Genomic DNA, 25,796 nt, shown 5'->3' with positions numbered 1-25,796 from the left:
TTAGGGTCTATAAACGTTTTGACGTATCCATCCTTATAAAAAATGAAAAAGCCAGCAGTGTAGTGCTGGCCTAATTCAAGTTATCCAAATGACAGTCTGCATATCTACTTTAGAAGTCTTGGCATTTCCCGCTAAAGAGGATTGCTGGTAATCACGGTGCAATCTAATCGGCTGAAATAGTCTTTTGCGACGGTATTGTTTGGAGAGCAGATCAGGTAATCAACGTCTTCAGATGTCATAAACGGGTATGGACCCAATGCTTCTATTTTGTCCTCAGTACACAGCGCAACTATAGCTCCGGCTTTAGACGCAGCATGGCGTTTAAATTCTCCGTCTTGATAATGAATAGCGCTGAACCCTGCTTCAGATGACCATCCACAAATTCCCATAAAACAAAGATCAAATCGAAATTTGCTTAAGGCTTCTACGGCTGTAATGTCTATGGCACCGCCTACTGCATAATTAAGTTCACCACCAATAAGAATGGTGCGAATGTGCTGTCTTTCTAGTAATCGGGTAGCTATAGCAGGGCTATTAGTCACGACGGTTAAACCGATATCGTTAGGTAACAGGCTTGCAAGCAACATATGGGTGCTGCTGGCATCTAAGAAAATGACTTGCTCTGCTTTGATAATGGTTAATGCCGCGAGGGCCAGTGCTTGTTTTTCGCTATTTCTGTTTTCCAGACGTTGTTCTTGTGTCCCTGTTGGAGGTACGAGAGAGAGTACACCGCCATGAATTCGTTTACATAACCCTTCATTGGCAAGAAAACGTAGATCTCGACGAATTGTCGCTTCAGTCGTTCCAAGTTGAACGGCTAAATCGTTCGCCATGACCTTGTTATGAGATTTCAGTAAATTCAGGATTAACTGATGACGTTCTTCTGGTGAAAATTTTTCCATTATCGTTTTCTATTCATAAGCGATGACAATTATTATAAACAAATAGGCTTTATGTTCATATCTGTTCGTTTATGCTTGTCGAATTAGAGTTTTTAAGTGGTTACGCCTTTCGTCACGCCCACTTAAAAAGCCGATTATGATTTTCTTTGAAGTGCTAAGAGCTGTAAAATCGTGTGCATTACACCATCTTCATCATTCGAACGGGTAATATAGTTTGCCGCCGCTTTTGTTTCTTCAAACGCATTACGCATAGCAAAGCTGAAATGGGCACGTTCCATTAGTTCTATATCATTGAACCCATCTCCAAATACCATGGTTTCAGCTTCTGTCGCTCCAACGATGGATTGTAGCTTTTCAACGGTGGTTCCTTTGTGTACACCTGTGTTTGCAATATCGATCCATGCATCTTCCGATACAACGATATAGGCCAGAGTATCAAAGTTGGATAGTTGGGGACGGATTGCCGGACATTGTTTCGTCTCATCGTAGACAGTAATTTTTACGAAATCATCGCCTATGTCGTCATAAGACTCGACAAGTTTAACTTCAGTATATGAGCGTCTGACCAGTCTACGTAAATGCTCGGGGGTATCTCGTTTGATGGCTGCATATTCGGGGGTACATGCAATGACAATATGCGAACCTTCGATAGATTCTAATTGTTGAATAATATTAAGCCCTAAAGTATTGCTGAGAAGAGATTGATAAATAAATTCTCCCTGGTGTTTGATACGAGTAGCGCTATCTCCAAGTATCCAAAAATCCTTGCTTTGCTCACCGAATAGTTCTTCAACACGTTCAACTTGCTTGCCAGTACAAGGGGCGAATTTCACATTATTCTCACGCATTGTTTCCACTACAGTTCGGAATAGCTCGCGATTGTAATCCCCGTGGCTGTTAAGAAACGTTCCGTCCATGTCCGTAACAATTAGTTTAATCATAAGTAAGCTCTTCGCTATCAGTAGTAACGTCGTTTATTGTTACACGCAAACATAAATGAACACAATAAAATATTTATGAACATTGATGTTGATCATTTTGGTTCGTTTGATATATGCTCCAGTTTGATACTGTTGGTACATCAAGAAGTATTGGTGATGAAAGTTTTATTAACCCTATGGTTATGGATGAAAATCCTGATCGTGATCAGAAGCCAACTTAATTGCCTGTATAGAAAGTAATAAATCCTTATTTTCAACATAACATTCAATATTAAAAGGTTAATACAATGAGTATGAGAGCGAGAATTTCTGAAGGGAAATTATTTACTGACCACTGTGAGGGGTTACCAGAAGACAGAAATAACGCTAAGAGAAGAATGAAAGCATTCAACCTGACTGGCCCTGATGAGCTGGAAGAGCGCTCTCGCTTGATGACGGAAATATTTGGAAAACAGACGAGTTCTTGGATAGAGCCGCCGATATATTTTTGCTATGGAAATAACATTGAACTCGGTGAGGACTGTTATATCAACTTCAATTGTAATTTTGTCGATGATGGGAAAATCATTATTGGTAACAGAGTTATGTTTGGCCCTGCTGTGACAATTGCAACCGTTGGTCACCCTATTAATCCAGATTATCGGGAATATATGTTTGCCGATTCTGTCGTCATCAAAGATAACTGCTGGATAGGTGCTGGTACAACGATATTACCGGGCGTGACGATAGGAGAAAATACCGTTATTGGAGCTGGCAGTGTGGTTACCGAAGATATTCCACCTAACTGCATTGCGGTAGGTAACCCTTGTAGAGTTTTGCGTGAGATTAATGAACGTGACATGAGCCATTATTACAAAGGCCGTGAAATCTCTCTAGACGATCTAAATGAGGAAGCACGCTTGAGACAGTGAGTTTCTAGAACCCAGTGTTGGCCGTGCTATAAACGGCGGGTAGAGCCATTGCGTAGTTCTTGAGAGCCATCATGTCAGCGCTATCTTTCACTCAGTAATAAACCCAAAAGTGTACCAAATGTGCATTAATCATTATTCAGATTTATCTATTCCTGTTCGTTATTACAAATTGCGAAAGGCTCGATGATCTAAAGCTTATTTTAAATTGTACAAGGAGTAGCCATCTGATGAGTTCAGCTATACTGATGTTCAAACAAAATGAGCAGATAGCCACACGGGAAGTATTTTTTTGTACTGGTTTTATAACTTCGTCTTGGGCTGCTCTAATTCCGTATATTAAGTTCAATATAAGTATCAGTGACAGCACATTGGGCTTCTTATTGTTGTCTTTAGGGATTGGTGCTTTAGTTGGAATGCCAACATCGGGATTTTGCTGCAATAAATACGGTTGTAAACGTGTGCTTCTAACGTCAGTTACGGGTTACTCTCTGTTATTTCCTCTATTAACACATGTACAAACGCCAATAACACTGTTTGTATTGTTATTAATGTTCGGCTTGCTACTAGGAATTACTGATTGTGCGGTTAGTATTCAAGCTGTTGCCGTTGAAAAGGATACTGGAAAGCCTCTGATGTCTGGGTTTCACGGTTTTTACAGCCTTGGTGGTATGGCGGGAGCAACAACTTTAACGCTGCTACTTTCCTCTGGAATGCTACCTTCCTATGCATGTTCAGTGATCTCTTTCTGTACCTTGTTTCTTTTGTCTCACAGTAGAACAGCTCTTCGCTCTGACATAACACGTAAACACTCACCTTACTTTGCTTTCCCGAAAGGAGCGGTAATCTTAATTGGATTAATATGTTGTATTTTTTTCTTGGCTGAAGGGGCTGTTATTAATTGGAGTGGCGTTTTTTTGTCAGAGTATCGTTCAGTTTCCCCCAAATCCGCAGGAATGAGTGTAGTTTGTTTCTCTATTTTTATGACAATAGGCCGATTGTTCGGTGATCGTGTTGTAAGTAAATTGGGATCTCGTCAGTTAGTTATACTGGGTACAGTCGTTGCACTTTCAGGTTTTACAATAAGTTTGTCGGTCAACCAATGGCAAAGTGCGTTAATAGGTTTCGCATTAATTGGGATTGGCTGCTCCAATATTGTCCCAATCATGTTTTCGTCAATTGGGAAGCAAAATACGATGCCAGACGGTGTCGCAGTGACAGCGGTAACGACCTTAGCATATACGGGTGTTTTAGCTGGTCCAGCACTGATAGGTTTTTTTGGTGAACTATATGGTTTGGTTACAGCCTTTACAGTTGTCATGGGTTTAATGTTAATTGCTGTGCTTCTGAGTTTTAAAATTCGTATGTAATTTTTACTAAATTCAGCAGACCATCAGAGTCGCTTTTTTTTTAAACAATGTAATTAAGTTAGAGATATGTCATATGATGATAGAGTTAGAAAAAATGTTGGCTGGCGAAATGTACGATCCTAGTGATTCGACGTTATCTTTTATGCGTGAAAAAGCTAGAACGTTGGCGACACAATATAATGTATCGCTACGTAGTCAAATCAACGAACGCAAACAGATACTAAAGGAGCTGTTCGGTCAGGAGTTTGATGGAGTAAGTATCGAGCCGCCATTCAATTGTGATTATGGAACGAACATAGAGGTAGGAAGAAACTTTTACGTTAATTTTGGTTGTGTAATTTTAGACGTTGCGAAAGTCACTATCGGGGACAACTGTCTGATTGGGCCGCAAGTTGGAATATATACAGCGTGTCATCCTCTAGACCCAATTGAACGTAACAGTGGCAAAGAGTTCGCTCAACCAATCACTATTGGGGATAATTGTTGGATTGGAGGACATGCCACTATCAATCCTGGTGTTACTCTGGGAGACAACGTTGTTGTTGCATCAGGGGCGGTGGTCACGAAAAGCTTTGGAGATAACGTGGTTATTGGCGGAAATCCAGCCCGTATATTGAAGGAGATTTAATAAGTTTGGGAGTGGTCACTCATCAGTTCAAAACGAAGATTATCACCTGATCTAGTGCAACTCACGGACTACTAATCTAGCTACTCCTATTTGGCCTAGATGAGATTATTCTAAGTTAGTCTCATCTAGTAGGTGTTGTACTGCAAAGCGAAAATAGGAATACATTATGAAATCACAACGTATTGGAGCAGTAGTCTTGAGTGAGCAACAAATTCAAGATGGTGTTGAAATTGTTGCTGAAAAGCTAAGTAATAAGTTTGTTGATGCAGTGTTAATTACAGTCGTTCCTGGTGGTATTTTGTTTACTGCTGATTTGGTTCGTAAGCTAAAGTTCGATATCAAAATGGACTACATTTCTTGTCCACATACTCCTGGAGATAGTAATAACCAATCACCGATTGTGTTTCATGAAAATATTTCCTTACTTGGCAAAGACGTTATTTTGATAGACGATGCAATTGAGTCAGGTGGAACTATGAACAGGTTAGTTGCTCATATCCAAGAGCACTATGAGGTCAAGTCGCTTTCAATCGCTACGTTGTTTGTCAAGCCAAGTCGTGTAGATATACCTGTACCGCAATACTACGCCTACGAAATGGCAAATGACGATTTACTTGTTGGGTATGGTCTTCCTTGGCAAGACAAGTTAAGAAATGTTCCTTACCTTGCAAAACTGGTTAAATAGTCAACCAGTAGCGTAATCCCTAACAATATAAGTGCCTCAGACCTCAACATACTTTTCCTAATCTGACAGAAGCGCTATAGAGCATCAGTTCTAAAACGTTATTAAGATGGTACGCCCCACACCTGCACTACACTCAGCTATGTCGCTGAATATTGGGAGGTGCCATCATGTCGGCAATCAAAGTTATTGGAACCGATTTAGGTAAATCTACTTTTCATCTAGTTGGCCACGATTATAGTGGTCGTGAACAATATCGGTACAAATTATCTAGAAGTAAATTACTACAGTTTATCTCTGTGCATGAACCAACATTGATAGCAATGTAGGCTTGCTGTGGTGCTCACTGGCTTGCAAGAAAATGCCAAGAATACGGGCATCAAGTTAAACTTATCCCACCTCAATATGTGAAACCTTACGTTAAAGCTCATAAGAATGACTTTATCGATGCGGCTGCTATTGCTGTAATGGTATCTAGATTCATTATCTAAATGTGAGCACTAACAGTCAGATCTCTTAGCCATAGATGTTTGTTGTATCGACGCCAACACAGAGTCAATTTAATTACTTCTTCCAATAGCATCATTGCGTAAACCTGTCCGAAACTTAAGTGAAGTATAAAGGCTGCAATTGCTGTAAACGGAAGACCAAACATCCACATGGCTATAAAATCCATCTGCAAACAGAACTTGTTTTCTCCTCCCGCACGTAATATCCCATTGATGATTATCATATTAAGCATTTTGAGGCTCACAGCGATGCTGAGTAGTGTCATTGCTGGCTTGGATAGTGACGCGTACTCAGAATTGTCCAAACCTAAAGCTGATAAAAACCAAGGTTGAAACACTAGCAAGATTACCGTGGTCGCTATACCTAATATTGCAAAAGTTCGAGTAAACAGTTTCGATACGGCTTTAGCATTTGTGAATTCTGCGCATCCAAGATGCTGCCCAATTATCACTGAACACGCCACAGATAGACCAAAAAACAGGGAGAAACATAGTGATTCAAATGGTCCAATAGTACTAAAGACAGCAAGTTCTAGTGTACCCATACGCCCAAAGATAACTTGATACAACATGGTTCCAATCGCCCATAGAACGGCTCCAGAAACTGCTGGAATTGCTAGGGAGATATATTTCTTATGTAGCCCTTTAACATCCAGAGCATTTATATTGGTACTCTTAAGCCAATGTTGCTTGAATCCTAAGTAACTGAAAAATATTATTATCTGGGTAGCTCTCGATATGGTTGTAGCTAATGCCGCACCCGCGACTCCCATTGGTTCTATTACATAGATGCCATTAATTAAGCAGTAGTTTAGAGCTATGTTTACGATTATCGTGATTGTTGCGATGACTAAAGGGCTAAAACTATCACCAGTAGAGCGTAGAGTTGACTCTAGAACTATCACTAAATGAGTAAGTATCAAAACGGGTGATGCATAGAGTAGATAATCACTGCCTAAAGCGATAACTTCTATGTCTCTGGTTTGAAGGCTCAATATGTTGTCTGAAAACACAATGAAGATAGTTGTGACTGGAATTAAAATCCATATACCGGCTTTTGCAGCCAACAATGTGATAGCTTTAGTGGTACTACGTTCTCCCTTCCCCCAATACTGAGCTACCAGTATGCTGCTAGCGGTAGAGAGTCCAGCCATAATCATAATAGCGACAAAATGCCATTTAGAAGCAAGCCCTACAGCGGCTGTTGCTTCCTTGCCAAAGTTTCCAACCATTAAAACATCAGCTAATGCGAGTATGGCTACCAATGCACTTTGAATAGCTACAGGAACTCCGATTCTAATTGTTTTCGACAAAACTGCTGATGTTTCAGGTGTTAAGTAGATTCTTTTCATGGCAAATTTGTAACCTGGGTACGAAAATGAGATTGTTGAACTTTAAGCATTTAAGGCACTAAACGAAATGTTCCAAAGAAATGAAAATCTGTGCAAATCTGTCATCGATGTAAAAACACAGCCATCAAGAAAATGGAAAGATGATGTATTCCTTGCTCCAGAATGTCGGGAGCGATTTCTTGTGCTCTCTGATGTTCCAGAGATGAAGCAATTTGACATTTTTATGGCAGGTTTAGCGCAGTTAAAAAATGGCTATGTTGTAGAAAGGACTAGTCCTGATGTGCACACGGTGCTTGTGACACTAGAGGGTGCTGGAGTATTAACAACGCCAGAGTGCACTCTAGAGATAGGGATAAACACCGTTACATTTTTGCCCGCAGGCAAGCCCTTTCGATTTGAGCTAAATGATCAATCGAAACCATGGAATATGGTCTGGTTGCTTCTTAATAACGTGGAAAGATGGAATAGCGTTGCCAAGTCATATCGTCCAGTTATTAATTTTGATTCAGCCGAGTCTGTTTGGTCTCTGACTTCTTTAATTCATAAAGAAATAGATGGTAGATCTGCGTTTAGAACAATGATGTTAAGTGAGCTAGTAAAACTTCTTTCTAACGTTGAGATAGACCTGTCTGATACACAAATGCGTGTATTAAGCATGTTGAACACAATGGAATCACAGCTCCATCTTGATTGGAGCGTTACAGACATTGCGGCATCTGTGTTCTTAAGTACTGAGCAACTCAATAGAGTTGTAAAGCAGATTGTTGGGATGACACCTAGAGAATACTTGATTAGTTTACGGATGAAGAAGGCTGCGGACTTATTAGGAAATAAAGACTGGTCGATAAAAATGATCGCGCTTAGATTGGGATATCAAGATCCTAATAACTTCACACATCGATTTCGCAAATTCTATGGAATATCTCCTCGTAGATATCGTGATAGTTTAAATCTCAATTCGTAACGTTTCGATTTGTTTGTTTTGATACATTTTTGAGCGTATCATCACATTTAACAACTGCTTCATATATGGGCTTTGATCACAAACAAACCCGATATAGAGGTTTGTTTATTGATCGGTTTCACATTAAACCTATATGACAGTATTGAGTGATTGCTATGACAAAATCGTAACGTTAAGATTTGCGTGAAAATGAGATGAATCAGTTCAACCAAAATCTATAATTTAAGGATGGCTGGTTGGATATTTTTTGGGAGCTTATATGTTTAACTTGACGTTAAAGCAACAGCAAAGGCTAATCATCGTTATGTTCTTAACGATTCCGTTGACGTTGCTGTTTACTTTCTCTTATTACCCAGCAAGCCAACTCTTCTATATGAGTGCGACAGATTGGGATGGCTATGCACCAGTTAAGAACTTTATTGGACTCGACAACTACACGTATTTGTGGGAAGAACCAGATCAACTAAACCCGTTATTAGTGACTCTTTACTATTTTGCTGGTGCAGTTATTCAGTTAGTACTCTCGCTTTGGTTTGCTGTACTTGTAAACTCCAAACTCGCAGGTCGAAACCTATTTAAAACACTACTTTTTATCCCATTTGTTCTAAATGCTGTAGCGGCATCTATGGTGTTTCAGATTTTTTATCAGGTAGATGGTGCATTAGATAGTTTCTTGATACTGATTGGTTTAGAGAATCTTATTCAACCATGGTTAATGGATCGTGATGTCGTCAATTGGGCGCTAGTTGCAGCATCAATCTGGCGTTATCTAGGTTTCAACTTGATTCTGTTTTACGGTGTATTACAGTCAATTCCACAAGACCAATATGAAGCCGCTAGAATTGAAGGCGCATCAGGTTGGCAACAATTTCGTCTAATCACATTACCGTCAATTAAACTCGTTATTGGCTTACAAGTGCTTTTGGCATTTGTTGGTTCACTCTCGGTTTTCGAAATACCAATGATCATTACAAAAGGTGCAAACGGCACTAAAACATTTGTAATGGCTACTCTGGAAACAGCATTTAATTTCAATGATTTCGGTCTAGCGTCAGCAATGGCTGTGCTACTTCTAATGATTGTTGTGTTGTTTATGATTCTTCAAAAAGTGTTGTTTAAAGAGGAAAAGTAGTATGTCAGATCAAACGTCAACTATGACCTATGAAGAGCAGCTTGTAGTAAAAAAAGTAGAGCGCTCAAAACGTTTAATTCGAAAAGCACGATTTAAAAAGAATTTGTCTAATCCGTCATGGGTATTCTGGGCACTATTTAAGTATATGACATTGATCCTAGCGTCATTTGCTGTGTTAGTACCTCCATATTCCGTATTGATGGCTTCATTTAAGACATTAGATGAGTACTACAACACGAGTAAGGTAGGTATTCCCGAAACCTTCTTGAACTTTAGCAATTACATCAAAGTATTCGCTGATGGTGATCTTGGGCTAGCATTCCTAAATACAGGTACTATTTTGCTAGTGTCGCTGTTCTTCACTATCGTGTTCGGTACTCAAGTTGCATATGTATTGTCTCGATTTGAATTCAGAGGAAAAAAATTAGTCTTGTTGGCTTACGTTGTGGCTATGGTAATTCCAGCGGTTACAACTCAAGTTGCAACTTTTGAAGTGATTAAGAGTTTAGGGCTAATTAATAACAAAGCGTCGGTTGTTCTCTTATACATTGGTGCTGATGTTGTAATGATTTATGTATTCCTCCAATTCATGAAAGGTATTCCTGAGGAATTAGATGAAGCCGCGAAGATGGAAGGTGCCTCTTATTTCCTCATCTACAGAACCATAATCTTGCCTTTGCTGAAGCCAGCAATTGCGACAATTATTATTTTAAGAACGATCTTTATCTACAACGATTTCTACTTTCCTTTACTTTACTTGCCAGAATCATCGCAAGTGACAGTGTCAACTGCACTCTATAAGTTCACTTCTGTGTTTGGTACTGAGTGGACAACGATATCAGCAGGGATTGTAATTATCTTAGTCCCATCAATCGTTATATTTCTTACACTTCAGAAGCAAATCTATTCTGGTGTAACTAATGGCGCAGTGAAGGGGTAACTAGACTATGAATTCGTCCTCACTTATTAATGCTTGTCATTGGATCACTCGTTTAGCATGGTTAAACGTAATCTGGTTCTTTTTGTCTTTAATCGGTGGGGTAGTGTTTGGTGTTCTGCCTGCAACAGTCACAGTGTGTTACCTAATACGAAAATATTTAAACGGTGCTGCGAAAGTTACGCTAAAAGACGCGTGGAATACGTACCGAGCTGAGTTCTTTCGTAGCAATAAAGTAGGGTTAGTATTGTTGTTACCAACGATATCCTTTCTTTGGTACATACATTGGGCAATTTTAAACCTTGAAGGGATCTCAACAGTTATCATGTTATGTGGCTTGCCAATAACAGTACTGATGATTGTTTTGACTTATTGCACATTAGTCCAAATGAGCATTTATGAAGCTGATAGCTTGAAAGATGAATTAAAAAATGCCGTCGTATTACTCGTAGAAGAAAAGCGAGTAGTGCTGTTTACGTCAGTGGTTTTTCTAATCTGCATCATTTTGCTTCTGGTAAATCCGATAGTTGGAATGTTCTTTAGTGTCTCTCCTGCGTTATTTTGCACAATAGGATTGTTGTGGATGAATAAGAATGAACTTAAAAATTCCTATGCTGAATTATAAAAATATTTGTGAGAAAACAATATGTTAGATTTATTTAAGTTAAAAAACAGCATAACTGAAGAAGCTACAAGCATTCTTGATTTTTGGTTGAGTATGCAAGACAAGAATCTGGGTGGCTTTTATTGTTACGCAGACTACACGGGTAACATAGATACTGAACATGAAAAATCAGTATTGCTACATTCTAGAATTCTTTGGACATTTTCTTCTGCATATCGAGTGCTTGGAGACAAACGTTATTTAGCCGCAGCAGAGCATTGTTACAAATTCATGGTTGATAAAGCTCTAGATTCTTTGCACGGCGGTGTATATTGGCTTTTAGATAAAAATGGTAACGTTACGGATTCTCAAAAGCACGTGTATAACCAAGGTTTTGCTATTTACGCTCTTAGTGAATATTACCTGGCTAGTGGTGCGGAAGATGCATTAGACGTTGCAATGAACTTGTTCTCTTTAGTAGAAGAGCATGCTTATGATGTTACTTACGGTGGCTATCGTGAAGCGTTTGATAAGAATTGGAATCCGATTGAGAACCAATTGGTATGTGATACAGCAGAAGGAATTCTCGCTGAAAAATCAATGAATACACACCTACATGTACTTGAAGCGTATACAGTATTGCATCAGGCTACTCAAAATGAGTTAGTTGAACGTAAATTGAGTGAGCTGTGTAAACTGATGTCAGAAAAAGTCGTTGATGGCACTCTACATTATGGGCTGTTCTTTACTAGAGACTGGCGCTGTGTTTCTGGAGACGTTTCATACGGTCATGATATTGAGGGCACTTGGTTAATGGATGAAGCAGCCAAGCAGATTCATGATAAAGAACTAGCAAATAAAGTGTTCGAGCAAAGTTACGATATGGCTTGCATAACTAGTGTTGAAGGTGTGGATCGTGATGGAGCTGTTTTCAACGAACTTAGAGAAGGACATTTGCTAGACTCAGACCGCATTTGGTGGGTTCAAGCAGAGGCAATGGTTGGTTTTTTTAATGCTTACCAAAAGAAAAATGCGGTAATGCTGTTGGATAACGCTGTTGGTTGCTGGAACATCATTCAGCAGCAGCTAAAAGATAAGTTAAATGGTGAATGGTATTGGAAAGTTAAGCGCAATGGACAGCCTTATAAAGGCTTACCTAAGGTCGAGCCTTGGAAATGTCCTTATCACAATGGACGCGCGTGCTTAGAGATGATCAAGCGTATTGACCTATCCAAAAGCCAAACAACAACTGAATTTAAGAATGTATAAACGAGGATGGCAAAATGCATGCTGTAGAAGTAAAACAATTAAATAAATCTTTTGGTAAAACCGTCATCCTTAATGACATTGATTTAGAAATGGAAGCAGGTGGCTTTACTGTATTGCTTGGTCCTTCAGGTTGCGGTAAGTCGACATTATTGCGCTTGATTGCAGGTTTGGAAGATGTAACTTCAGGGCAAGTTATCATTGGCGGCAAAGATGTTACTTTGGCAGACCCGAAAGACCGCGATATCGCTATGGTGTTCCAGTCCTATGCCCTTTTCCCTCATATGACAGTTGCAGAGAACATCGGTTTCGGTATGAAAATTAATAAGAAGCCAGCCGATCTAATAGCGAGACGAGTTAAAGAAGTATCTGAAATGCTTCAAATTGAACATTTGCTTGATCGTACTCCAGCGCAATTATCAGGGGGACAGAGACAGCGTGTTGCAATCGGTCGAGCACTAATGCGCCAGCCTAAAGTGTTCTTATTTGATGAACCTTTATCAAACTTAGATGCAAAGTTGCGTGGAGAGATGAGACTAGAACTGAAGAAGCTACATGCAAACCTAGACTCAACTATCATCTATGTTACACACGATCAAATTGAGGCAATGACACTTGCTACAAAAATCGTGTTATTAAACAAAGGGATACCTCAACAAATAGGTACGCCTTATGAAATCTATAACCAGCCAGCGAATATTTTCGTAGCGAAGTTTGTGGGTGCTCCTCAAATCAACCTTCTAAAAGGTACATTACACAAGAAAGATGACTCATGGGGCGTACTCGTTAACAACACATGGATTCCGGTTAAAGACTACAACTTCACTTCAAAACCAGTTGAAGATAGAAAGGTTATTTTTGGTATCCGACCTGAACATGTCACACAATCACCGCTAAATAGTCACTTTGAACTAAATCTACCTATTAGTGCCTTTGAGATGACTGGGTCAGAGACTCTTGCTGAGTTCGATATGTTCGGAATGCCTTTGAGAGCGAAGTTAGATGCGAATATTCAGATTCGAAATGGAGACAGATTAGACCTTCATTTGAATTTACAGAACGTTTCGATTTTCTGTGCAGCAACCGAAGAGAGAATATAGTTGTTGAATAAATTAAAAAAAACAGGCTACAACAGCCTGTTTTTTTTGACTTACTTAAAATTTATGTGTCTTGCACTTGAGTAAGACATATATCAGTGAGACACTTTCTTAACGTTACGAATTTAGAAATCATGGAACCCTATGTCTAAAGCTACCTTAAAAACAATAGCTGAATATACAGGATTGTCTGTTACAACTGTTTCTCGTGCACTGAAAGATGGTGACGATGTAAAGCAACCGACAAAAGATAAAGTAAAAGCGGCTGCGACTAAGTTGGGCTATAGACCAAATCTATCCGGAGTAGGGTTAAGAACTGGTATCAACTACAACATTTGTGCGATATTGCCAGTGACAAAAGCTGGAGATATTGTTGGTGATGTTGGCACGTTATCACTGATCGCTGGTTTAACTGCGGGACTAGACGGCACACCATTTCACCTTACTGTTTTACCATTAGAACCAGATCAAGACCCACTAGAACCGGTTAAATACGCAGTTGAAAACAATTTGGCTGGCGGGATCATTTTCAACTTAACACTGACACAAGATGAGCGAGTCACTTATCTTCATGAGCAAGGCATCCCTTTTGTTACCTTTGGTCAAACAGAGATGAGCATAGAGCATGCTTATGTTGATATAGATAACTACGATATTGGCTATAGGGCTGCAAGTTATCTATACGATAAAGGTTGCAAGAAAATCCGCTTACTTAGTTCTTCTCAGATTTATACTTATGCTTGGCATAAGTATTACGGAGTGAAGAGAGCATCAATGGAACATGGTATCCAGTTCTCAAAAGATAGAGACATTATCTTTGACACAAATGTGGATAATTACCGAGAATATGCTCGAAAGATGATGGAGTCGGACGATGCCCCTGATGGTGTTATTTGCGGGTCAGAAATTAGCGCATGTGGCATGATTGCTGGTATCCAAGACGCAGGTAAGAAAATTGGTGACGACGTACAAGTTATTGCTGTTGAAACTTGTGATTTACCGAGTTTCTTCACTCCTCCTGTACCTGGCTTAAGACAAGATTTTCATAGTGTAGGAAAGATGCTATCTCGTTATATCGTCCAGTGTGTTGAAGGGGCTGATCCAAAAGAGCTTCAGTACGTAGAGAAGACAACTCTCTACCCTAGATAACATTCTTTAATTTAGAAATCGTAACCATTTCATTTAAAGCCAGTGATTTGACACTGGCTTTTTTATGTCTCCCAATATTAGAAAATCAAAACTCAATATACATCACACTTATAGCCAAAAATCTCAAGATATCCTTGAAAGGATCTGTGAAAAAAATAAAATGGTAACGTTACGATTTTGAGGGTTGGAAATGAAAAAGTTAGTTCAAGCTTTTAAAGCTTACGACATCAGAGGAAAGTTACCTGACGAGCTTAATGAGGATATCGCTTATAGGATTGGCAGAGCTTATTCCGAGTTTCTTTCTGCTAAGAAAGTAGCTGTCGGTTTTGATATTCGCCTGAGTAGTCAATCATTAGCTCAATCTTTACGCGAAGGGCTAATTGACGGTGGTTCTGAGGTTTTAGACTTGGGATTAGTAGGTACTGAAGAAGTTTATTTCGCAACAAGTCACCTTAAACTTGATGGCGGTATTATGGTTACAGCAAGCCATAATCCTAAAGAATACAATGGGATGAAGCTAGTTCGTGAGCAGTCGAAACCAATCAGCGGTGATTCTGGCTTAAATGAAATTAAGGACTTAGTTGAGTCTAGAGACTATGTTAAGTCAAATAATGCGTCTTTATACACAGAAAAATCGCAACGTTACGATATTTCTGGCGAGTACACGGAACATTTGCTGAGTTACTTGAATCGAGAGTCGTTGCGTCCGCTACGAATTGTAGTAAATGCTGGTAACGGTGCAGCAGGTCATATGATTGATAATATTGAAGCAAACCTGCCGTTTGAGTTCATTAAAGTAAATCATAACCCAGATGGTAACTTCCCTAATGGAATTCCTAACCCTTTACTGCCAGAAAATCGTCAAGCGACAATAGACGCTGTCATTGAGCACAACGCTGATTTTGGTGTCGCATGGGATGGTGATGTAGACCGATGCTTCTTATTTGATGAGAACGGTCAGTTTATCGAAGGCTACTACATTGTTGGTATGTTGGCAGAAGCGTTTTTAAACAAAGAGCCAAAGGCTAAGATTATTCATGATCCTCGATTGACATGGAATACTATCGATATTGTTTCGCAAGCAGGTGGTGTTGCAGTTCAATCAAAAACAGGTCATGCGTTTATCAAAGAACGTATGCGCCAAGAAGATGCAGTTTATGGCGGTGAAATGTCCGCGCATCATTACTTCAGAGATTTCGCTTATTGTGATTCTGGAATGCTACCTTGGCTATTAATTGCAGAACTTGTTTCTACCAAAGGGCTAAGCCTTTCACAATTTGTAGCTAAAGCTCAGTCGCGTTACCCAATTTCGGGTGAAATTAATCGCCATGTACTTGATGCAAAGAGTGCAGTACAGCGTGTATGGGATGAGTTTATTGATACCGCAGTTGTAACTGATATTACTGATGGCATAAGCATGGAATTTAACGAATGGCGGTTTAACTTACGTTCATCAAATACAGAGCCTGTAGTTCGCTTAAACGTCGAATCGCGTGGTAACCCAGATTTAGTTGAAACGAAAACAAAACAAATTTTGGCATTGCTTGAAGCGTAGTGCTGATAAAAATTTAATTTTAGATATTAACCGGAGTACAAAATGTCTGTGAAAATTATTGGTGACGCTATTCCTAACATGCCTTGGCAAGAGCGTCCAGCAACTGAAAAAGGCGTAATGTGGCGTCATAGTGAAAACCCGATTATCGATTGGAACCCTTTCCCTGCGGCAGCTCGTGTTTATAACTCTGCGGTTGTTCCATTTGAAGGTTCATTTATTGGTGTCTTCCGCTGTGATTACAAAAATGGTCGACCACATCTACATGTAGGTCGTTCAAATGATGCATTAAACTGGGAATTTGAACATAACCCTATCGAGTGGAAAGACAAAGATGGTAAGCCATTTCAACCAACTTATGCTTATGACCCTCGCGTAGTTAAGATCGAAGACATCTACTATGTAACTTGGTGTACTGATGACCATGGAGCGACTCTTGGTGTTGGCATGACTACAGACTTTAAGACATTTACACGTCTTGAAAATGCTTGTGTACCGTTTAACCGCAATGGTGTTCTGTTCCCTCGTAAAATTAATGGTCAGTTTGTTCTTCTAAATCGCCCTTCAGATTCAGGTCATACTCCATTTGGTGATGTTTTCCTGAGCCACTCTAATGATATGGAATACTGGGGTAAGCATAGACACGTAATGGGTAAAGGTGGCAACGGTTGGTGGCAAGGTACTAAGATTGGTGCTGGTCCGATTCCAATTGAAACTTCAGAAGGTTGGTTGATGATTTACCACGGCGTATCCGGTACGTGTAATGGTTTTGTATATAGTTTTGGTGCTGCACTACTTGATATCAATGAACCATGGAAAGTTAAGTACCGCACTCGTGACTACATTTTAACGCCAGAAAAATCATATGAAACAACAGGTTTTGTACCAAACGTTGCTTTCCCATGTGCAGCGCTAGCCGATGCAGATACAGGTCGTATTGCTGTTTACTACGGTGCTGCTGATACCTATTCGGCAGTAGCTTATACAACTGTAGATGACTTGATCAATGAGCTGAAAAGCAACTCAGAAGTATTCTAATACTGTACTAATTAATTTGGGTGATTATCGTAACGTTTCGTTTATCACCTAAATGATTGTATAAAACAAAATATATTCTATTTATTAGAATTTAATTTCAATATTAAAGGTTTTATATGTCAATTTTCAATGAAAGACTCTCATTATTGAAGTCTGAGTTTAAAAACAATACTGAATATAAAAACGCTCCAGTTAAGCCTGGTAATGGTTTATTTTATCGATATGAAAAACCAGTTTTGACGGCTCAACATGCTCCTTTAGCATGGCGTTATGATTTAAATTCTGAAACAAATCCATTTTTAATGGAGCGTTTAGGAATTAACGCAGTTCTTAATCCTGGTGCGATTGAACTGAATGGAAAGTTCTATTTGGTAGCACGTGTTGAAGGCTATGACCGCAAGTCGTTTTTTGCTGTAGCTGAGTCAGCTAATGGTATTGATGGATTTGAATTTTGGGAAAAGCCATGTGTGATCCCTGAAACTGATAATCCAGATACAAATGTCTACGACATGCGCTTGGTGAAACATGAAGATGGCTACATTTATGGTTTGTTCTGTACAGAGAGAAAAGACCCAAATGCAGCTCCTGGTGATGAATCTGCTGCCGTTGCACAGTGTGGTATTGTACGAACTAAAGACTTAGTGACATGGGAACGCCTACCTGATCTAAAAACACGTTCTGCACAGCAGCGAAACGTAGTCTTACATCCTGAATTTATCGATGGTAAGTATGCATTATACACTCGCCCTCAAGACAGCTTCATTGAAGCAGGTACTGGCGGTGGCATCGGTATGGGCTTTGCAAAGTCAATGGATAATGCCGTTGTAGAAGAAGAATACGTTATTGATCCAAAAACTTACCACACAATTAAAGAATCAAAGAATGGTCAAGGTCCCGCGCCAATAAAAACGGATAAAGGCTGGCTGCATATTGCTCACGGAGTACGTAACACTGCGGCAGGTTTAAGATATGTTCTGTATAGCTTCATGACTTCACTTGAAGATCCTAAGAAAGTTACACACAGACCTAGTGGTTATTTCTTAGCACCAGAAGGAAATGAGCGTGTAGGTGATGTATCAAACGTTGTCTTTTCGAATGGTTTGATTGCTCGTGAGAATGGCGAAGTCTTTATTTATTATGCGTCTTCCGATACTCGTTGCCACGTTTTAACTACTACCGTAGACCAGCTCGTCGACTATGTTGTAAATACTCCTAGTGATCCGCTGACATCTGCTGAGTGTGTAAAACAACGCATAGCATTGATTGAGTCGAACAATAAGTATAAATAGTCAATTTAATAATAAGAGCACCGCCAAGTGCTCTTATTATATTGTGATCTTTGTAATATTTTTAAATCCAATAGTAACGTTAATCGCTAAATATTCACTTGGAAATAATCAAATATAGAATTGGATCTCAAATATGATCTTAATTTTTATAAACTAGGTAAATTAGTGATCAAAATCGTAACGTTACCATTTTTTGATTTGATATAGTTCCTTTGCCATCAGTGGTTCCTTTGTACATAAGGTTTTACTAAGGATGGTTGTTATAAAAACACCTACAGTAACGATAAGAAGAAACACTATGAAATTAAATAAATTAACGAAAGGCATTATCTTAGGATTGGTTGTAACCTCTGCTCCTGCACTTGCAGTCGAAACTGCGACTGAGTTCCATGGTTACTTAAAATCAGGGTTATTGTTGAACGGAGACGGCACGCGTTCAAACTCATTAGGTTTATTTACTAATTACGGTAAGTTCCGTCTTGGTAACGAACAGAATACTAAGATCGAATTGCTACCAACTTTCAAATTTACGACTGATGAAGGTACATGGGCGAAAGTACGCACCAACCTAACCCATGAAACGACTTGTACTGCAGACTGGAACTGTCAAGACGGTGACAAACATGATATTCAGTTCCGTGAAGGTTTTGTTGAAATGGGCGGTTTTTCGTTTTCTCCTGAAAGCGTTTTTTGGGCGGGTAAGCGCTACAGTTCATCAAATACTTCTAACCATCAGTATGACTGGGAATACATTCAATACAACGGCACTGGTGGTGGTGTAGATAAAGTCGATGTTGGCTTCGCCAAAATGGACGTAGGTATCTACGCATTTATGCCAAGTGACCGAAATAATGAAAACCCTACAGACACTACCATTCAAGGTTACTCAGACGATCTATCGCTAAATGTTTGGTTTAAGAAAATCGCTGATACCGGTTTAGACGTTCAATTTGTTGCTCATTCTATGGAAGAGCACTCGTGGCATCAAGGTGCAGCTACAGACGGTTTCGGTGCTACAGGTGTTTACAATTTTGATGGCTTCTATGGTGTAGCAAACGGTTATTCACGCATTGCGGTCCAATATGGTCAGGGCTTAGCTTCTGGTGACTCATTGGGCAAAAACGGTTGGGGTTTTGCTAACTCTGAAGACACTAAATCTACACGTGTTGTATTCGATGGCCTAGCAAATCTAAGTGAATCTTGGGAGTTGTCTACTTTTGCTTTCTACCAATCAGATTCTGATTACTCTCCGTGGAGTAACTGGAGCGATCCTTCAACTGTAGGTTATGACCGTGATAGTTTTGCTATCGGTGTACGTCCGCACAACCAGATTACAACCAATTTTGCAATGCAATACGAGTTGGGTTACGAGCACATCAAAGAAGACAAAGTTGATGGTGCAGATGGTGGCTTCTACAAAGTGACGATTGCTCCAACTCTAATGTTAGAAACGGGCTTCTGGGCACGTCCTCAAATCCGAGCGTTTGTGACTTACGCGAAGTGGGATGATGAAGCAGCATCGAAAATCGATAGTGGCTATACGCGTAATGGCGATACAGACACTCTAAATTTCGGTGTTCAAGCGGAAGTTTGGTTCTAACTTGCCTTACCTAGAAACCATATACATGTCTTAGGTTTTGGAGAGGGCTTTGCTCTCTCCTTTTCTCGTAATTTGGAAGTGCTATGAAAGTTGTAACTCAAGTCATTATTGCGTTCGTAAGTGTAATTGTAATGTTCTCTGTAACTAATGCATTTACGGTTTACCGCTCTACATCAGCAAAAGCGAACTTAGCAGAAATCATCCAAAGTTCTCTATCACTGAATGAGATGGCAAACAACTTACAACATCAAAGCCAATCTATAGATTTACAACTTAACGACATACTGGTTCTTGATAAAATAGACACTGTAGACATAGCAACGGTTGATTTACAAAACAGCTATGAACACTTAGTGCAAAGTGTAAGCTCAGCACATTTCTTTGAAGATTATACTCAAAAGCAACTTATTGAACTCATTGGCTCTTGGCGTCAGATATCTAATCAGCTTGTTGAGTCCAAGAAAGAAATAATCTCTCTAGACCAAAAAATCATTCGTGATCGCAAAGAATTAGAAAATATTGCTGCTTCATCAGACATCATTTTCAAAAGGGTGGTTGATAAGAGAACGGATATTGATGAGTTTTTGCGAAAGGATATTGAAGCTTATCTTGAAAAGCGGAATGCAGCTATTGCACTGTCGAATAGGATACTATTTTCAAGAGATCTTGAAGACGCTATCAGTACTCAGAAGCAGATTAAATATCTAGAGTCGATTATTGCAGAGGAAGAAGACTATCTCCTAGATGAATTAGTTGATCTAAATAATGATCGTGACTATCAAAAAATTAGTGAGCAGTTAAAAGAATACCTATTTTCTACATCTGGTGTTAGCGCTACTCAGATCAACTTATTAAATAAAATCAAGTATGTACAAGACCTTAAAGAGCAGTATTCTAACTATAAATCGGGATTCTCTGACCATCTAAAGCAAATTGTATCTGTTGTTCGTGATAACAATCAGAAATTGAAATCCAATGTAACAACAGTATTAGATACGATTGTGTCATTTCAATTGGTGACACTGGTCGTTTGCGTAGTCTTTGTTCTCTTCGCTGGTTCCATTTTAACCCACAAGATTAAGAAACCCATTGGTTATGTTTTAAGTGTTTTAGAACGAATGGTGAATGGAGATTACACTCAACGAGTAAATACAGCGGGGTGGAGCGAAGAATTTACTTATTTAACGAAGCAACTGGAAAAGGTAATAAAAACTAATAGTTCGCTGATAAATCAGGTAAAAAATAACAATTCGGAATTGAAAGAACAGAGCCAAGACAATTCACAAGCTATCGGGAATGTCTGTGAAACTGGCAACGACCAGATGCTGTCTATGCATTCAATTTCCGCAGCCGCCGAGCAACTAGAAAACATTAGTAAAGATACTCAAAGCGCCGTAACAAAGGTGATGGGACACACGCACCTTATTCAGGAGTTCGTTGAGACAACTCTTATTTCTGTCGATGCAATGGTAACAGGCAATGAAGAGTTAAATCAGCGGATTGCTGAGAGTTCCAAAACTATATCTGATGTAGAAAACCGTACATCAGATATCAGCCAAATTATTACTGTAATTGACGAAATTGCGAATCAAACAAATTTATTAGCTTTAAATGCGGCGATTGAAGCGGCAAGAGCTGGTGAGCATGGTCGCGGTTTTTCTGTCGTTTCAGATGAGGTGAGTAACCTTGCTAAACAAACAACTCACTCAACACACAAAATTCAAAAAATGATTGATAACTTGAATCGAGCTAGTGCTACTGCTGTTCAGGGCATGTCTTCATGTTCAACTCAAATGGAACAGAATACCCTTCATCTACAACAGGTTAAGACAGTTATTAATCAAATAAATGAACATATCTCAGATTTAGTAGTGGAAACAGATGTTATTACTCGTTCTTCAACCGAGCAATTTCAATCGTGTTCTCATATCGCTACCGCTGTCGCTGATGTTGTATCAGGCTTGGAAGTTAGCATAAGTGCATTAGAAAACGTAAATGAACGCAGTTCTCACCTCTTATCTCTATCTAAGCAGCAACACCGTGAACTAGACAAATTTAATACTTAGTTTTGTAGGGACTTTGCTATCGCTTTCATGTGTAGCAAAGGAACTAATTTGAGGAGAGAAAGATGATCGAAATAAAAGGTTCAATAAAACAATATGCCTGGGGTGGTTATCACTATTTGCCAATGATGCTGGGCACAAATTTAGGAAATGAGCCAGCAGCGGAGTTATGGCTAGGTGACCACAAGTCTGGTTCTGCGACTTTAATTGATGGTTCCCCACTGTGTAAATGGATCGAGGCGGCACCAGAATACCGTCTAGGTAAAGGCTTAGTCTTGCGTTATGGATGTCGTTTACCCTTTCTTTTCAAAATATTAGATGTAAGAGAGCCTTTATCTATACAAGTGCATCCAACCATTGAACAGGCGAAGAAAGGTTATAAACGAGAGATTTCTAAAGGTATCGCTCAAGATCAACGTAGCTATCATGATGACAACCATAAACCGGAGTTGATGCTAGCTCTATCCGATTTTTATTTGTTGCATGGTTTTCGTAACGTTACGGAAGCTTTGGCTGAACTAAATAAGTACAAGTCATTGAATGAAATCATAAAATTGTATTCAGAGATCGGTATCAAGGGCTTTGTTTCTTTGATTTTTAACCTACCGAAATCAAATCTTGGTCGACTGTTAACCCCAATTATAGAAGCGAACCGTTCTGCTTACGCGCAGAATGAAATATCAAAATCTGAGTCTTTGTTCTGGTTTATGCGAGCGGTGGAAAGAATTGAGCGCGATAACATGGATCTTGACGCTGGGCTTTTGATGATATTTATCATGAATCTAATGTATGTGCGGAAAGGGGATGTGGTTTACCAAGACGCAGGTGTACCTCACGCATATCTAGAGGGACAGAATATTGAGTTAATGGCTAACTCTGACAATGTTGTTCGATGTGGTTTGACCCCTAAGCATGTTGACACTAGAGAGCTACTGGAAATTACAGATTTTTCACCTATCACGCCAGCTACCGTAAAAGGCAGAGCAAATACCGATGGAAGTACGGACTACATTGTCCCTGTGGATGATTTCGCACTGAGAGAATACAAACTTGAAAAAGGACAATCACTAGCAACGCCTGAGGATAAAGGTGCATGTATCTGGTTTGTACTTAGTGGAGAGGTAAAGTTAGACAATCAACAACATTATTCAAATTCAGGTAGTGCGTTTTATCAGAGACCTGGCGAAGTAAACGTATTTCGCGCTATTTCTGATGCTGTTATTTACCGTGCATCGGCTTCAACTAATTGATTTTGCTTTTGTAGTTGGTCAGGTAACTGACCAACTACGTATTGGGTAGTTATTATGCATTTTTTATCACTTGTATCTATTAAGAATCGGATACTTCTCATTATCTTACTTCCGATATTGGCTATCAGTGCTTATTCCTACAAATGGGGAAGTGTAGCGATTGAAAAAAAACAGATGATGGTGACTTTGTCTGTAGCTACCGAATATATAGAGCTAATAACGCCTTTGATAGCTCATTTAGCTAAGGAACAAGTGGTTACACGCTCGTACATTTATAGTTCAAATGAACAGATTGATTTGCAAGCTATGCTGAATCAACGGAAGGAAACTAATAAATCAAAAGAGCAATTTCTGCGATTTTTGAAAACCAATAGTAAACAAATAGGTAGCATATTCTCAGGCCATAACAGCATTGCTGATATAGAAAGAAAGATTACACAACTCGACTATATTCGAAAGGTATCTGACAAAAAATTAGATCATTCAGACCAGTATAAAAGTGAATTTGATGGCAACACTATCTGGACTGCTGTAGATATAGATAGGTTATCCGACTATTTAATAAATTCATTAGCTAATATTGCAACATTCTCTAGAAGAGACCATGAACTTGATGGGATAACGAACGCGTATTTTTTCCTGTTTAAAGCTGCTAGCGCTAGTAGGACATTAAGCCAACTGATCACTGACTCTATCCAGGGTAACTTCAGTGCATACCAATTCGGTCAGTTAATGCATTACCGTGCTTTGGAATCAATGCATAGGGAAACATTTGTCGAAATAGCTCCACTTAATATAAAAAAAATCTATGAGGAGAACATGTTATCTAATGGTGTTTTGGATGATGTTAATTCTACTTATTGGGCTGTATTTAACTCTTACAGTGGCGTGGAAAAAAATCAATTTGATTGGAATGAAAATAAGTGGTCGAAAGAGCGAGAGAGAACTTCTAACGCCTATGAACACATGATGGCATCAGTGCTTGATATGTTGATTGCTGTAAGAGAAGCAAAGACTGAAGAATCTCAACGAGAAGTTATACTTAGTTTGACTGAAGCCGCTGGGCTGATTTGTGCCATTTTATTGCTCTCTTACATCATCATGAACAGTATAACAATGCCTCTTGATAGATCGGTAAAAGCTATTAACGAGCTTTCGACAACGAAGAATATGGCAATTGTGCTTAGTGAAGAAGGTAATGATGAATTAAGTAAGTTATCAAAAGCTTTTAATTCATTAGTTCAAAATTTCAATGAAATTATTAAGTCGGTGAAAGAGCAAGTACATCGTTCTACGACTCTAGTTACTGAATGCACTCAAAAGATGGATTTAGCTAACGAACTTTCGAGTAACCAGCTTCATATGACGGATAGTATTTCGGTTGCAATGACTGAGATGAGAGTAACTGTCGAGGAAGTATCCCACGTAGCTCAGCGGACAGCGACAAGTGTTCAAAATGTACATGACATATCGAATAAAGCTGAAAATGAATGGGAGTTCAGTCGAGATGGATTGAACAAGCTTCTCGATGAAATGGAAGCTGCTAGTAATAAAGTAAACAGTTTAAATACAGAAGCATCTGAAATCACGTCGATATTGGATGTTATTCAGAGTATCGCTGAACAGACGAACCTATTGGCTCTTAATGCTGCGATTGAAGCAGCAAGAGCGGGAGAATCTGGTCGAGGTTTCTCTGTGGTCGCTGATGAAGTACGTAAGTTAGCTAAAAGAACACATGAGGCTACCTCCGAGATCCGAAGCCAGATATCCCGACTTGTCGAAGGCTCTACATCCGCTAGTAACACAATGAAACTGCTCAAAGAAGAAGGTGAAAGTAGTGTTGCTTCTGCCATTAATGCGGCAGCGGCATTTTCTAAGTTAAAAGTTGAGATGGATGCGATTCTAGAAATGTCTACAACAGTCGCGACTGCAACTGAAGAACAAGCAACGGTTTCTATGGATATAGGTGAAAGAATTGTCAGAATAAAGGATGACTCTTCACAATTATTAGTCCAATCGAACTCCACTAATGATGATATGAAACAGCTATCTCTAGAGAATGAAACTCTAATCAAGCATATCGAGCAATTTAAGGTTACAGAGTAAAAGTAAAGCCCCATATAGGGGCTTTGGAGCACATAGTCTGGGGGGAGACTATTTATTTCTCTCTATATTAATGTGTATTTATTGTTTAAATAATAGCAATAAATACACATTAACTGGACGAATGTAGCACCACTTAAATTTTGTGAAGACAAGCAAGTATAAATTGTTGGTAGATGATATTTACATGCTATAAACATAAAAAAGAGTGTGAAAATGAAAATTGTAGCTGTAACAGCTTGTCCTACGGGAATTGCACATACTTATATGGCAGCCGACGCGCTTGTAAAGACTGCTAATAAGTATCATGTACAAATAAAAGTTGAAACACAAGGCGCTATGGGGATAGAGAACCTATTATCTGCACAAGATATATCAAATGCAGATAGTGTAGTGGTCAACTAAATTTGGCCACGGTTTTAGAGTTTTTCCAATACAGTAGTTCAGATTCATTGGGTGT

21 protein-coding genes and 2 pseudogenes are annotated in these 25,796 nt (G+C 39.2%); 20 read left to right on the top strand and 3 right to left on the bottom strand.

What is annotated here, in order from left to right:
* Positions 1-131: 131 nt before the first annotated feature.
* Together HKI82_RS19905 and HKI82_RS19900 are read right to left on the bottom strand one after the other, a co-directional pair.
* Positions 132-902 carry a DeoR/GlpR family DNA-binding transcription regulator gene (locus tag HKI82_RS19905; RefSeq protein ID WP_102943009.1) on the bottom strand — a complete coding sequence of 257 codons (771 nt, stop codon included), beginning with the start codon at positions 900-902 and terminating at the stop codon, positions 132-134.
* A 134-nt stretch (positions 903-1,036) separates the two neighbouring features.
* Positions 1,037-1,843, bottom strand: coding sequence for an HAD family hydrolase (locus tag HKI82_RS19900; protein WP_102943008.1), 807 nt, complete (start codon positions 1,841-1,843; stop codon positions 1,037-1,039).
* A 293-nt stretch (positions 1,844-2,136) separates the two neighbouring features.
* Between HKI82_RS19900 and HKI82_RS19895 the strand changes: the two genes are divergently transcribed.
* The 5 genes and pseudogenes from HKI82_RS19895 to HKI82_RS19875 form a co-directional block, all read left to right on the top strand.
* Complete coding sequence (locus HKI82_RS19895) at positions 2,137-2,754, top strand: sugar O-acetyltransferase (protein WP_240956767.1); 618 nt, start codon at positions 2,137-2,139, stop codon at positions 2,752-2,754.
* A 227-nt stretch (positions 2,755-2,981) separates the two neighbouring features.
* Positions 2,982-4,121 (top strand): MFS transporter, encoded by a 1,140-nt coding sequence (locus tag HKI82_RS19890; protein ID WP_171138967.1) that lies wholly within the window; start codon positions 2,982-2,984, stop codon positions 4,119-4,121.
* 76 nt (positions 4,122-4,197) lie between these two features.
* On the top strand, positions 4,198-4,749 hold the full coding sequence (locus HKI82_RS19885) for a sugar O-acetyltransferase (RefSeq protein WP_102943013.1): 552 nt from the start codon (positions 4,198-4,200) through the stop codon (positions 4,747-4,749).
* Positions 4,750-4,915: 166 nt separating this feature from the next.
* Positions 4,916-5,434: a phosphoribosyltransferase gene (locus tag HKI82_RS19880; RefSeq protein WP_171138965.1), complete on the top strand. Its 519-nt coding sequence runs from the start codon at positions 4,916-4,918 to the stop codon at positions 5,432-5,434.
* Positions 5,435-5,601: 167 nt separating this feature from the next.
* A pseudogene (locus tag HKI82_RS19875) lies at positions 5,602-5,910 on the top strand (IS110 family transposase); the annotation flags it as partial.
* 8 nt (positions 5,911-5,918) lie between these two features.
* Here the strand turns inward: HKI82_RS19875 and HKI82_RS19870 are convergent.
* The gene (locus HKI82_RS19870; protein ID WP_171138964.1) at positions 5,919-7,292 is read right to left on the bottom strand and encodes an MATE family efflux transporter; all 1,374 of its coding nucleotides are present in this window, start codon (positions 7,290-7,292) and stop codon (positions 5,919-5,921) included.
* 67 nt (positions 7,293-7,359) lie between these two features.
* Here HKI82_RS19870 and HKI82_RS19865 point away from each other — a divergent pair, with 67 nt between their 5' ends.
* From HKI82_RS19865 to HKI82_RS19795, 15 genes and pseudogenes are all read left to right on the top strand, one after another.
* Positions 7,360-8,256 carry a helix-turn-helix domain-containing protein gene (locus HKI82_RS19865; protein WP_171138963.1) on the top strand — a complete coding sequence of 299 codons (897 nt, stop codon included), beginning with the start codon at positions 7,360-7,362 and terminating at the stop codon, positions 8,254-8,256.
* 259 nt (positions 8,257-8,515) lie between these two features.
* On the top strand, positions 8,516-9,388 hold the full coding sequence (locus HKI82_RS19860; RefSeq protein WP_102943002.1) for a carbohydrate ABC transporter permease: 873 nt from the start codon (positions 8,516-8,518) through the stop codon (positions 9,386-9,388).
* Between the two features lies 1 nt (position 9,389).
* Entirely contained in the window at positions 9,390-10,328 is a 939-nt protein-coding gene (locus tag HKI82_RS19855) for a carbohydrate ABC transporter permease (protein ID WP_102943001.1), read from the top strand.
* A 7-nt stretch (positions 10,329-10,335) separates the two neighbouring features.
* The gene (locus HKI82_RS19850; protein WP_102964508.1) at positions 10,336-10,950 is read left to right on the top strand and encodes a YesL family protein; all 615 of its coding nucleotides are present in this window, start codon (positions 10,336-10,338) and stop codon (positions 10,948-10,950) included.
* A gap of 21 nt (positions 10,951-10,971) precedes the next feature.
* Positions 10,972-12,198 (top strand): AGE family epimerase/isomerase, encoded by a 1,227-nt coding sequence (locus tag HKI82_RS19845; RefSeq protein ID WP_171138962.1) that lies wholly within the window; start codon positions 10,972-10,974, stop codon positions 12,196-12,198.
* Positions 12,199-12,212: 14 nt separating this feature from the next.
* Positions 12,213-13,295 (top strand): ABC transporter ATP-binding protein, encoded by a 1,083-nt coding sequence (locus tag HKI82_RS19840; RefSeq protein ID WP_102967219.1) that lies wholly within the window; start codon positions 12,213-12,215, stop codon positions 13,293-13,295.
* A gap of 141 nt (positions 13,296-13,436) precedes the next feature.
* Positions 13,437-14,441 (top strand): LacI family DNA-binding transcriptional regulator, encoded by a 1,005-nt coding sequence (locus HKI82_RS19835; RefSeq protein WP_102964510.1) that lies wholly within the window; start codon positions 13,437-13,439, stop codon positions 14,439-14,441.
* 190 nt (positions 14,442-14,631) lie between these two features.
* Positions 14,632-15,996 carry a phosphohexomutase domain-containing protein gene (locus HKI82_RS19830; RefSeq protein WP_102969753.1) on the top strand — a complete coding sequence of 455 codons (1,365 nt, stop codon included), beginning with the start codon at positions 14,632-14,634 and terminating at the stop codon, positions 15,994-15,996.
* Positions 15,997-16,038: 42 nt separating this feature from the next.
* Positions 16,039-17,031 (top strand): glycoside hydrolase family 130 protein, encoded by a 993-nt coding sequence (locus HKI82_RS19825; protein ID WP_102964512.1) that lies wholly within the window; start codon positions 16,039-16,041, stop codon positions 17,029-17,031.
* Between the two features lie 116 nt (positions 17,032-17,147).
* Entirely contained in the window at positions 17,148-18,320 is a 1,173-nt protein-coding gene (locus HKI82_RS19820) for a glycoside hydrolase family 130 protein (RefSeq protein ID WP_102942994.1), read from the top strand.
* A 298-nt stretch (positions 18,321-18,618) separates the two neighbouring features.
* Positions 18,619-19,920, top strand: coding sequence for a carbohydrate porin (locus HKI82_RS19815; protein WP_102942993.1), 1,302 nt, complete (start codon positions 18,619-18,621; stop codon positions 19,918-19,920).
* Positions 19,921-20,003: 83 nt separating this feature from the next.
* On the top strand, positions 20,004-21,986 hold the full coding sequence (locus HKI82_RS19810) for a methyl-accepting chemotaxis protein (RefSeq protein WP_171138961.1): 1,983 nt from the start codon (positions 20,004-20,006) through the stop codon (positions 21,984-21,986).
* Between the two features lie 62 nt (positions 21,987-22,048).
* A complete protein-coding gene (gene manA, locus HKI82_RS19805) occupies positions 22,049-23,233 on the top strand; it encodes a mannose-6-phosphate isomerase, class I (protein ID WP_171138960.1) in 1,185 nt (394 codons plus the stop codon).
* 54 nt (positions 23,234-23,287) lie between these two features.
* Positions 23,288-25,339 (top strand): methyl-accepting chemotaxis protein, encoded by a 2,052-nt coding sequence (locus HKI82_RS19800; protein WP_171138959.1) that lies wholly within the window; start codon positions 23,288-23,290, stop codon positions 25,337-25,339.
* A gap of 213 nt (positions 25,340-25,552) precedes the next feature.
* Positions 25,553-25,735, top strand: a pseudogene (locus tag HKI82_RS19795) (PTS fructose transporter subunit IIB); the annotation flags it as partial.
* Between the last annotated feature and the right edge of the window lie 61 nt (positions 25,736-25,796).

This window comes from Vibrio plantisponsor (genome assembly GCF_013041605.1).
Lineage (GTDB): Bacteria > Pseudomonadota > Gammaproteobacteria > Enterobacterales > Vibrionaceae > Vibrio > Vibrio plantisponsor.
The sequence above is the reverse complement of the archived record's forward strand: the minus strand, read 5'-3'. Positions and strand labels throughout refer to the sequence as shown.

Bases quoted from the DNA above. Each gene is read 5' to 3' on its own strand.
- manA (WP_171138960.1), top strand. From the start codon at position 22,049: ATGATCGAAATAAAAGGTTCAATAAAACAATATGCCTGGGGTGGTTAT.
- HKI82_RS19865 (WP_171138963.1), top strand. From the start codon at position 7,360: ATGTTCCAAAGAAATGAAAATCTGTGCAAATCTGTCATCGATGTAAAA.
- HKI82_RS19850 (WP_102964508.1), top strand. From the start codon at position 10,336: ATGAATTCGTCCTCACTTATTAATGCTTGTCATTGGATCACTCGTTTA.
- HKI82_RS19880 (WP_171138965.1), top strand. From the start codon at position 4,916: ATGAAATCACAACGTATTGGAGCAGTAGTCTTGAGTGAGCAACAAATT.
- HKI82_RS19900 (WP_102943008.1), bottom strand. From the start codon at position 1,843: ATGATTAAACTAATTGTTACGGACATGGACGGAACGTTTCTTAACAGC.
- HKI82_RS19890 (WP_171138967.1), top strand. From the start codon at position 2,982: ATGAGTTCAGCTATACTGATGTTCAAACAAAATGAGCAGATAGCCACA.
- HKI82_RS19885 (WP_102943013.1), top strand. From the start codon at position 4,198: ATGATAGAGTTAGAAAAAATGTTGGCTGGCGAAATGTACGATCCTAGT.
- HKI82_RS19830 (WP_102969753.1), top strand. From the start codon at position 14,632: ATGAAAAAGTTAGTTCAAGCTTTTAAAGCTTACGACATCAGAGGAAAG.
- HKI82_RS19820 (WP_102942994.1), top strand. From the start codon at position 17,148: ATGTCAATTTTCAATGAAAGACTCTCATTATTGAAGTCTGAGTTTAAA.
- HKI82_RS19815 (WP_102942993.1), top strand. From the start codon at position 18,619: ATGAAATTAAATAAATTAACGAAAGGCATTATCTTAGGATTGGTTGTA.
- HKI82_RS19845 (WP_171138962.1), top strand. From the start codon at position 10,972: ATGTTAGATTTATTTAAGTTAAAAAACAGCATAACTGAAGAAGCTACA.
- HKI82_RS19905 (WP_102943009.1), bottom strand. From the start codon at position 902: ATGGAAAAATTTTCACCAGAAGAACGTCATCAGTTAATCCTGAATTTA.
- HKI82_RS19895 (WP_240956767.1), top strand. From the start codon at position 2,137: ATGAGAGCGAGAATTTCTGAAGGGAAATTATTTACTGACCACTGTGAG.
- HKI82_RS19840 (WP_102967219.1), top strand. From the start codon at position 12,213: ATGCATGCTGTAGAAGTAAAACAATTAAATAAATCTTTTGGTAAAACC.
- HKI82_RS19855 (WP_102943001.1), top strand. From the start codon at position 9,390: ATGTCAGATCAAACGTCAACTATGACCTATGAAGAGCAGCTTGTAGTA.
- HKI82_RS19800 (WP_171138959.1), top strand. From the start codon at position 23,288: ATGCATTTTTTATCACTTGTATCTATTAAGAATCGGATACTTCTCATT.
- HKI82_RS19825 (WP_102964512.1), top strand. From the start codon at position 16,039: ATGTCTGTGAAAATTATTGGTGACGCTATTCCTAACATGCCTTGGCAA.
- HKI82_RS19835 (WP_102964510.1), top strand. From the start codon at position 13,437: ATGTCTAAAGCTACCTTAAAAACAATAGCTGAATATACAGGATTGTCT.
- HKI82_RS19870 (WP_171138964.1), bottom strand. From the start codon at position 7,292: ATGAAAAGAATCTACTTAACACCTGAAACATCAGCAGTTTTGTCGAAA.
- HKI82_RS19810 (WP_171138961.1), top strand. From the start codon at position 20,004: ATGAAAGTTGTAACTCAAGTCATTATTGCGTTCGTAAGTGTAATTGTA.
- HKI82_RS19860 (WP_102943002.1), top strand. From the start codon at position 8,516: ATGTTTAACTTGACGTTAAAGCAACAGCAAAGGCTAATCATCGTTATG.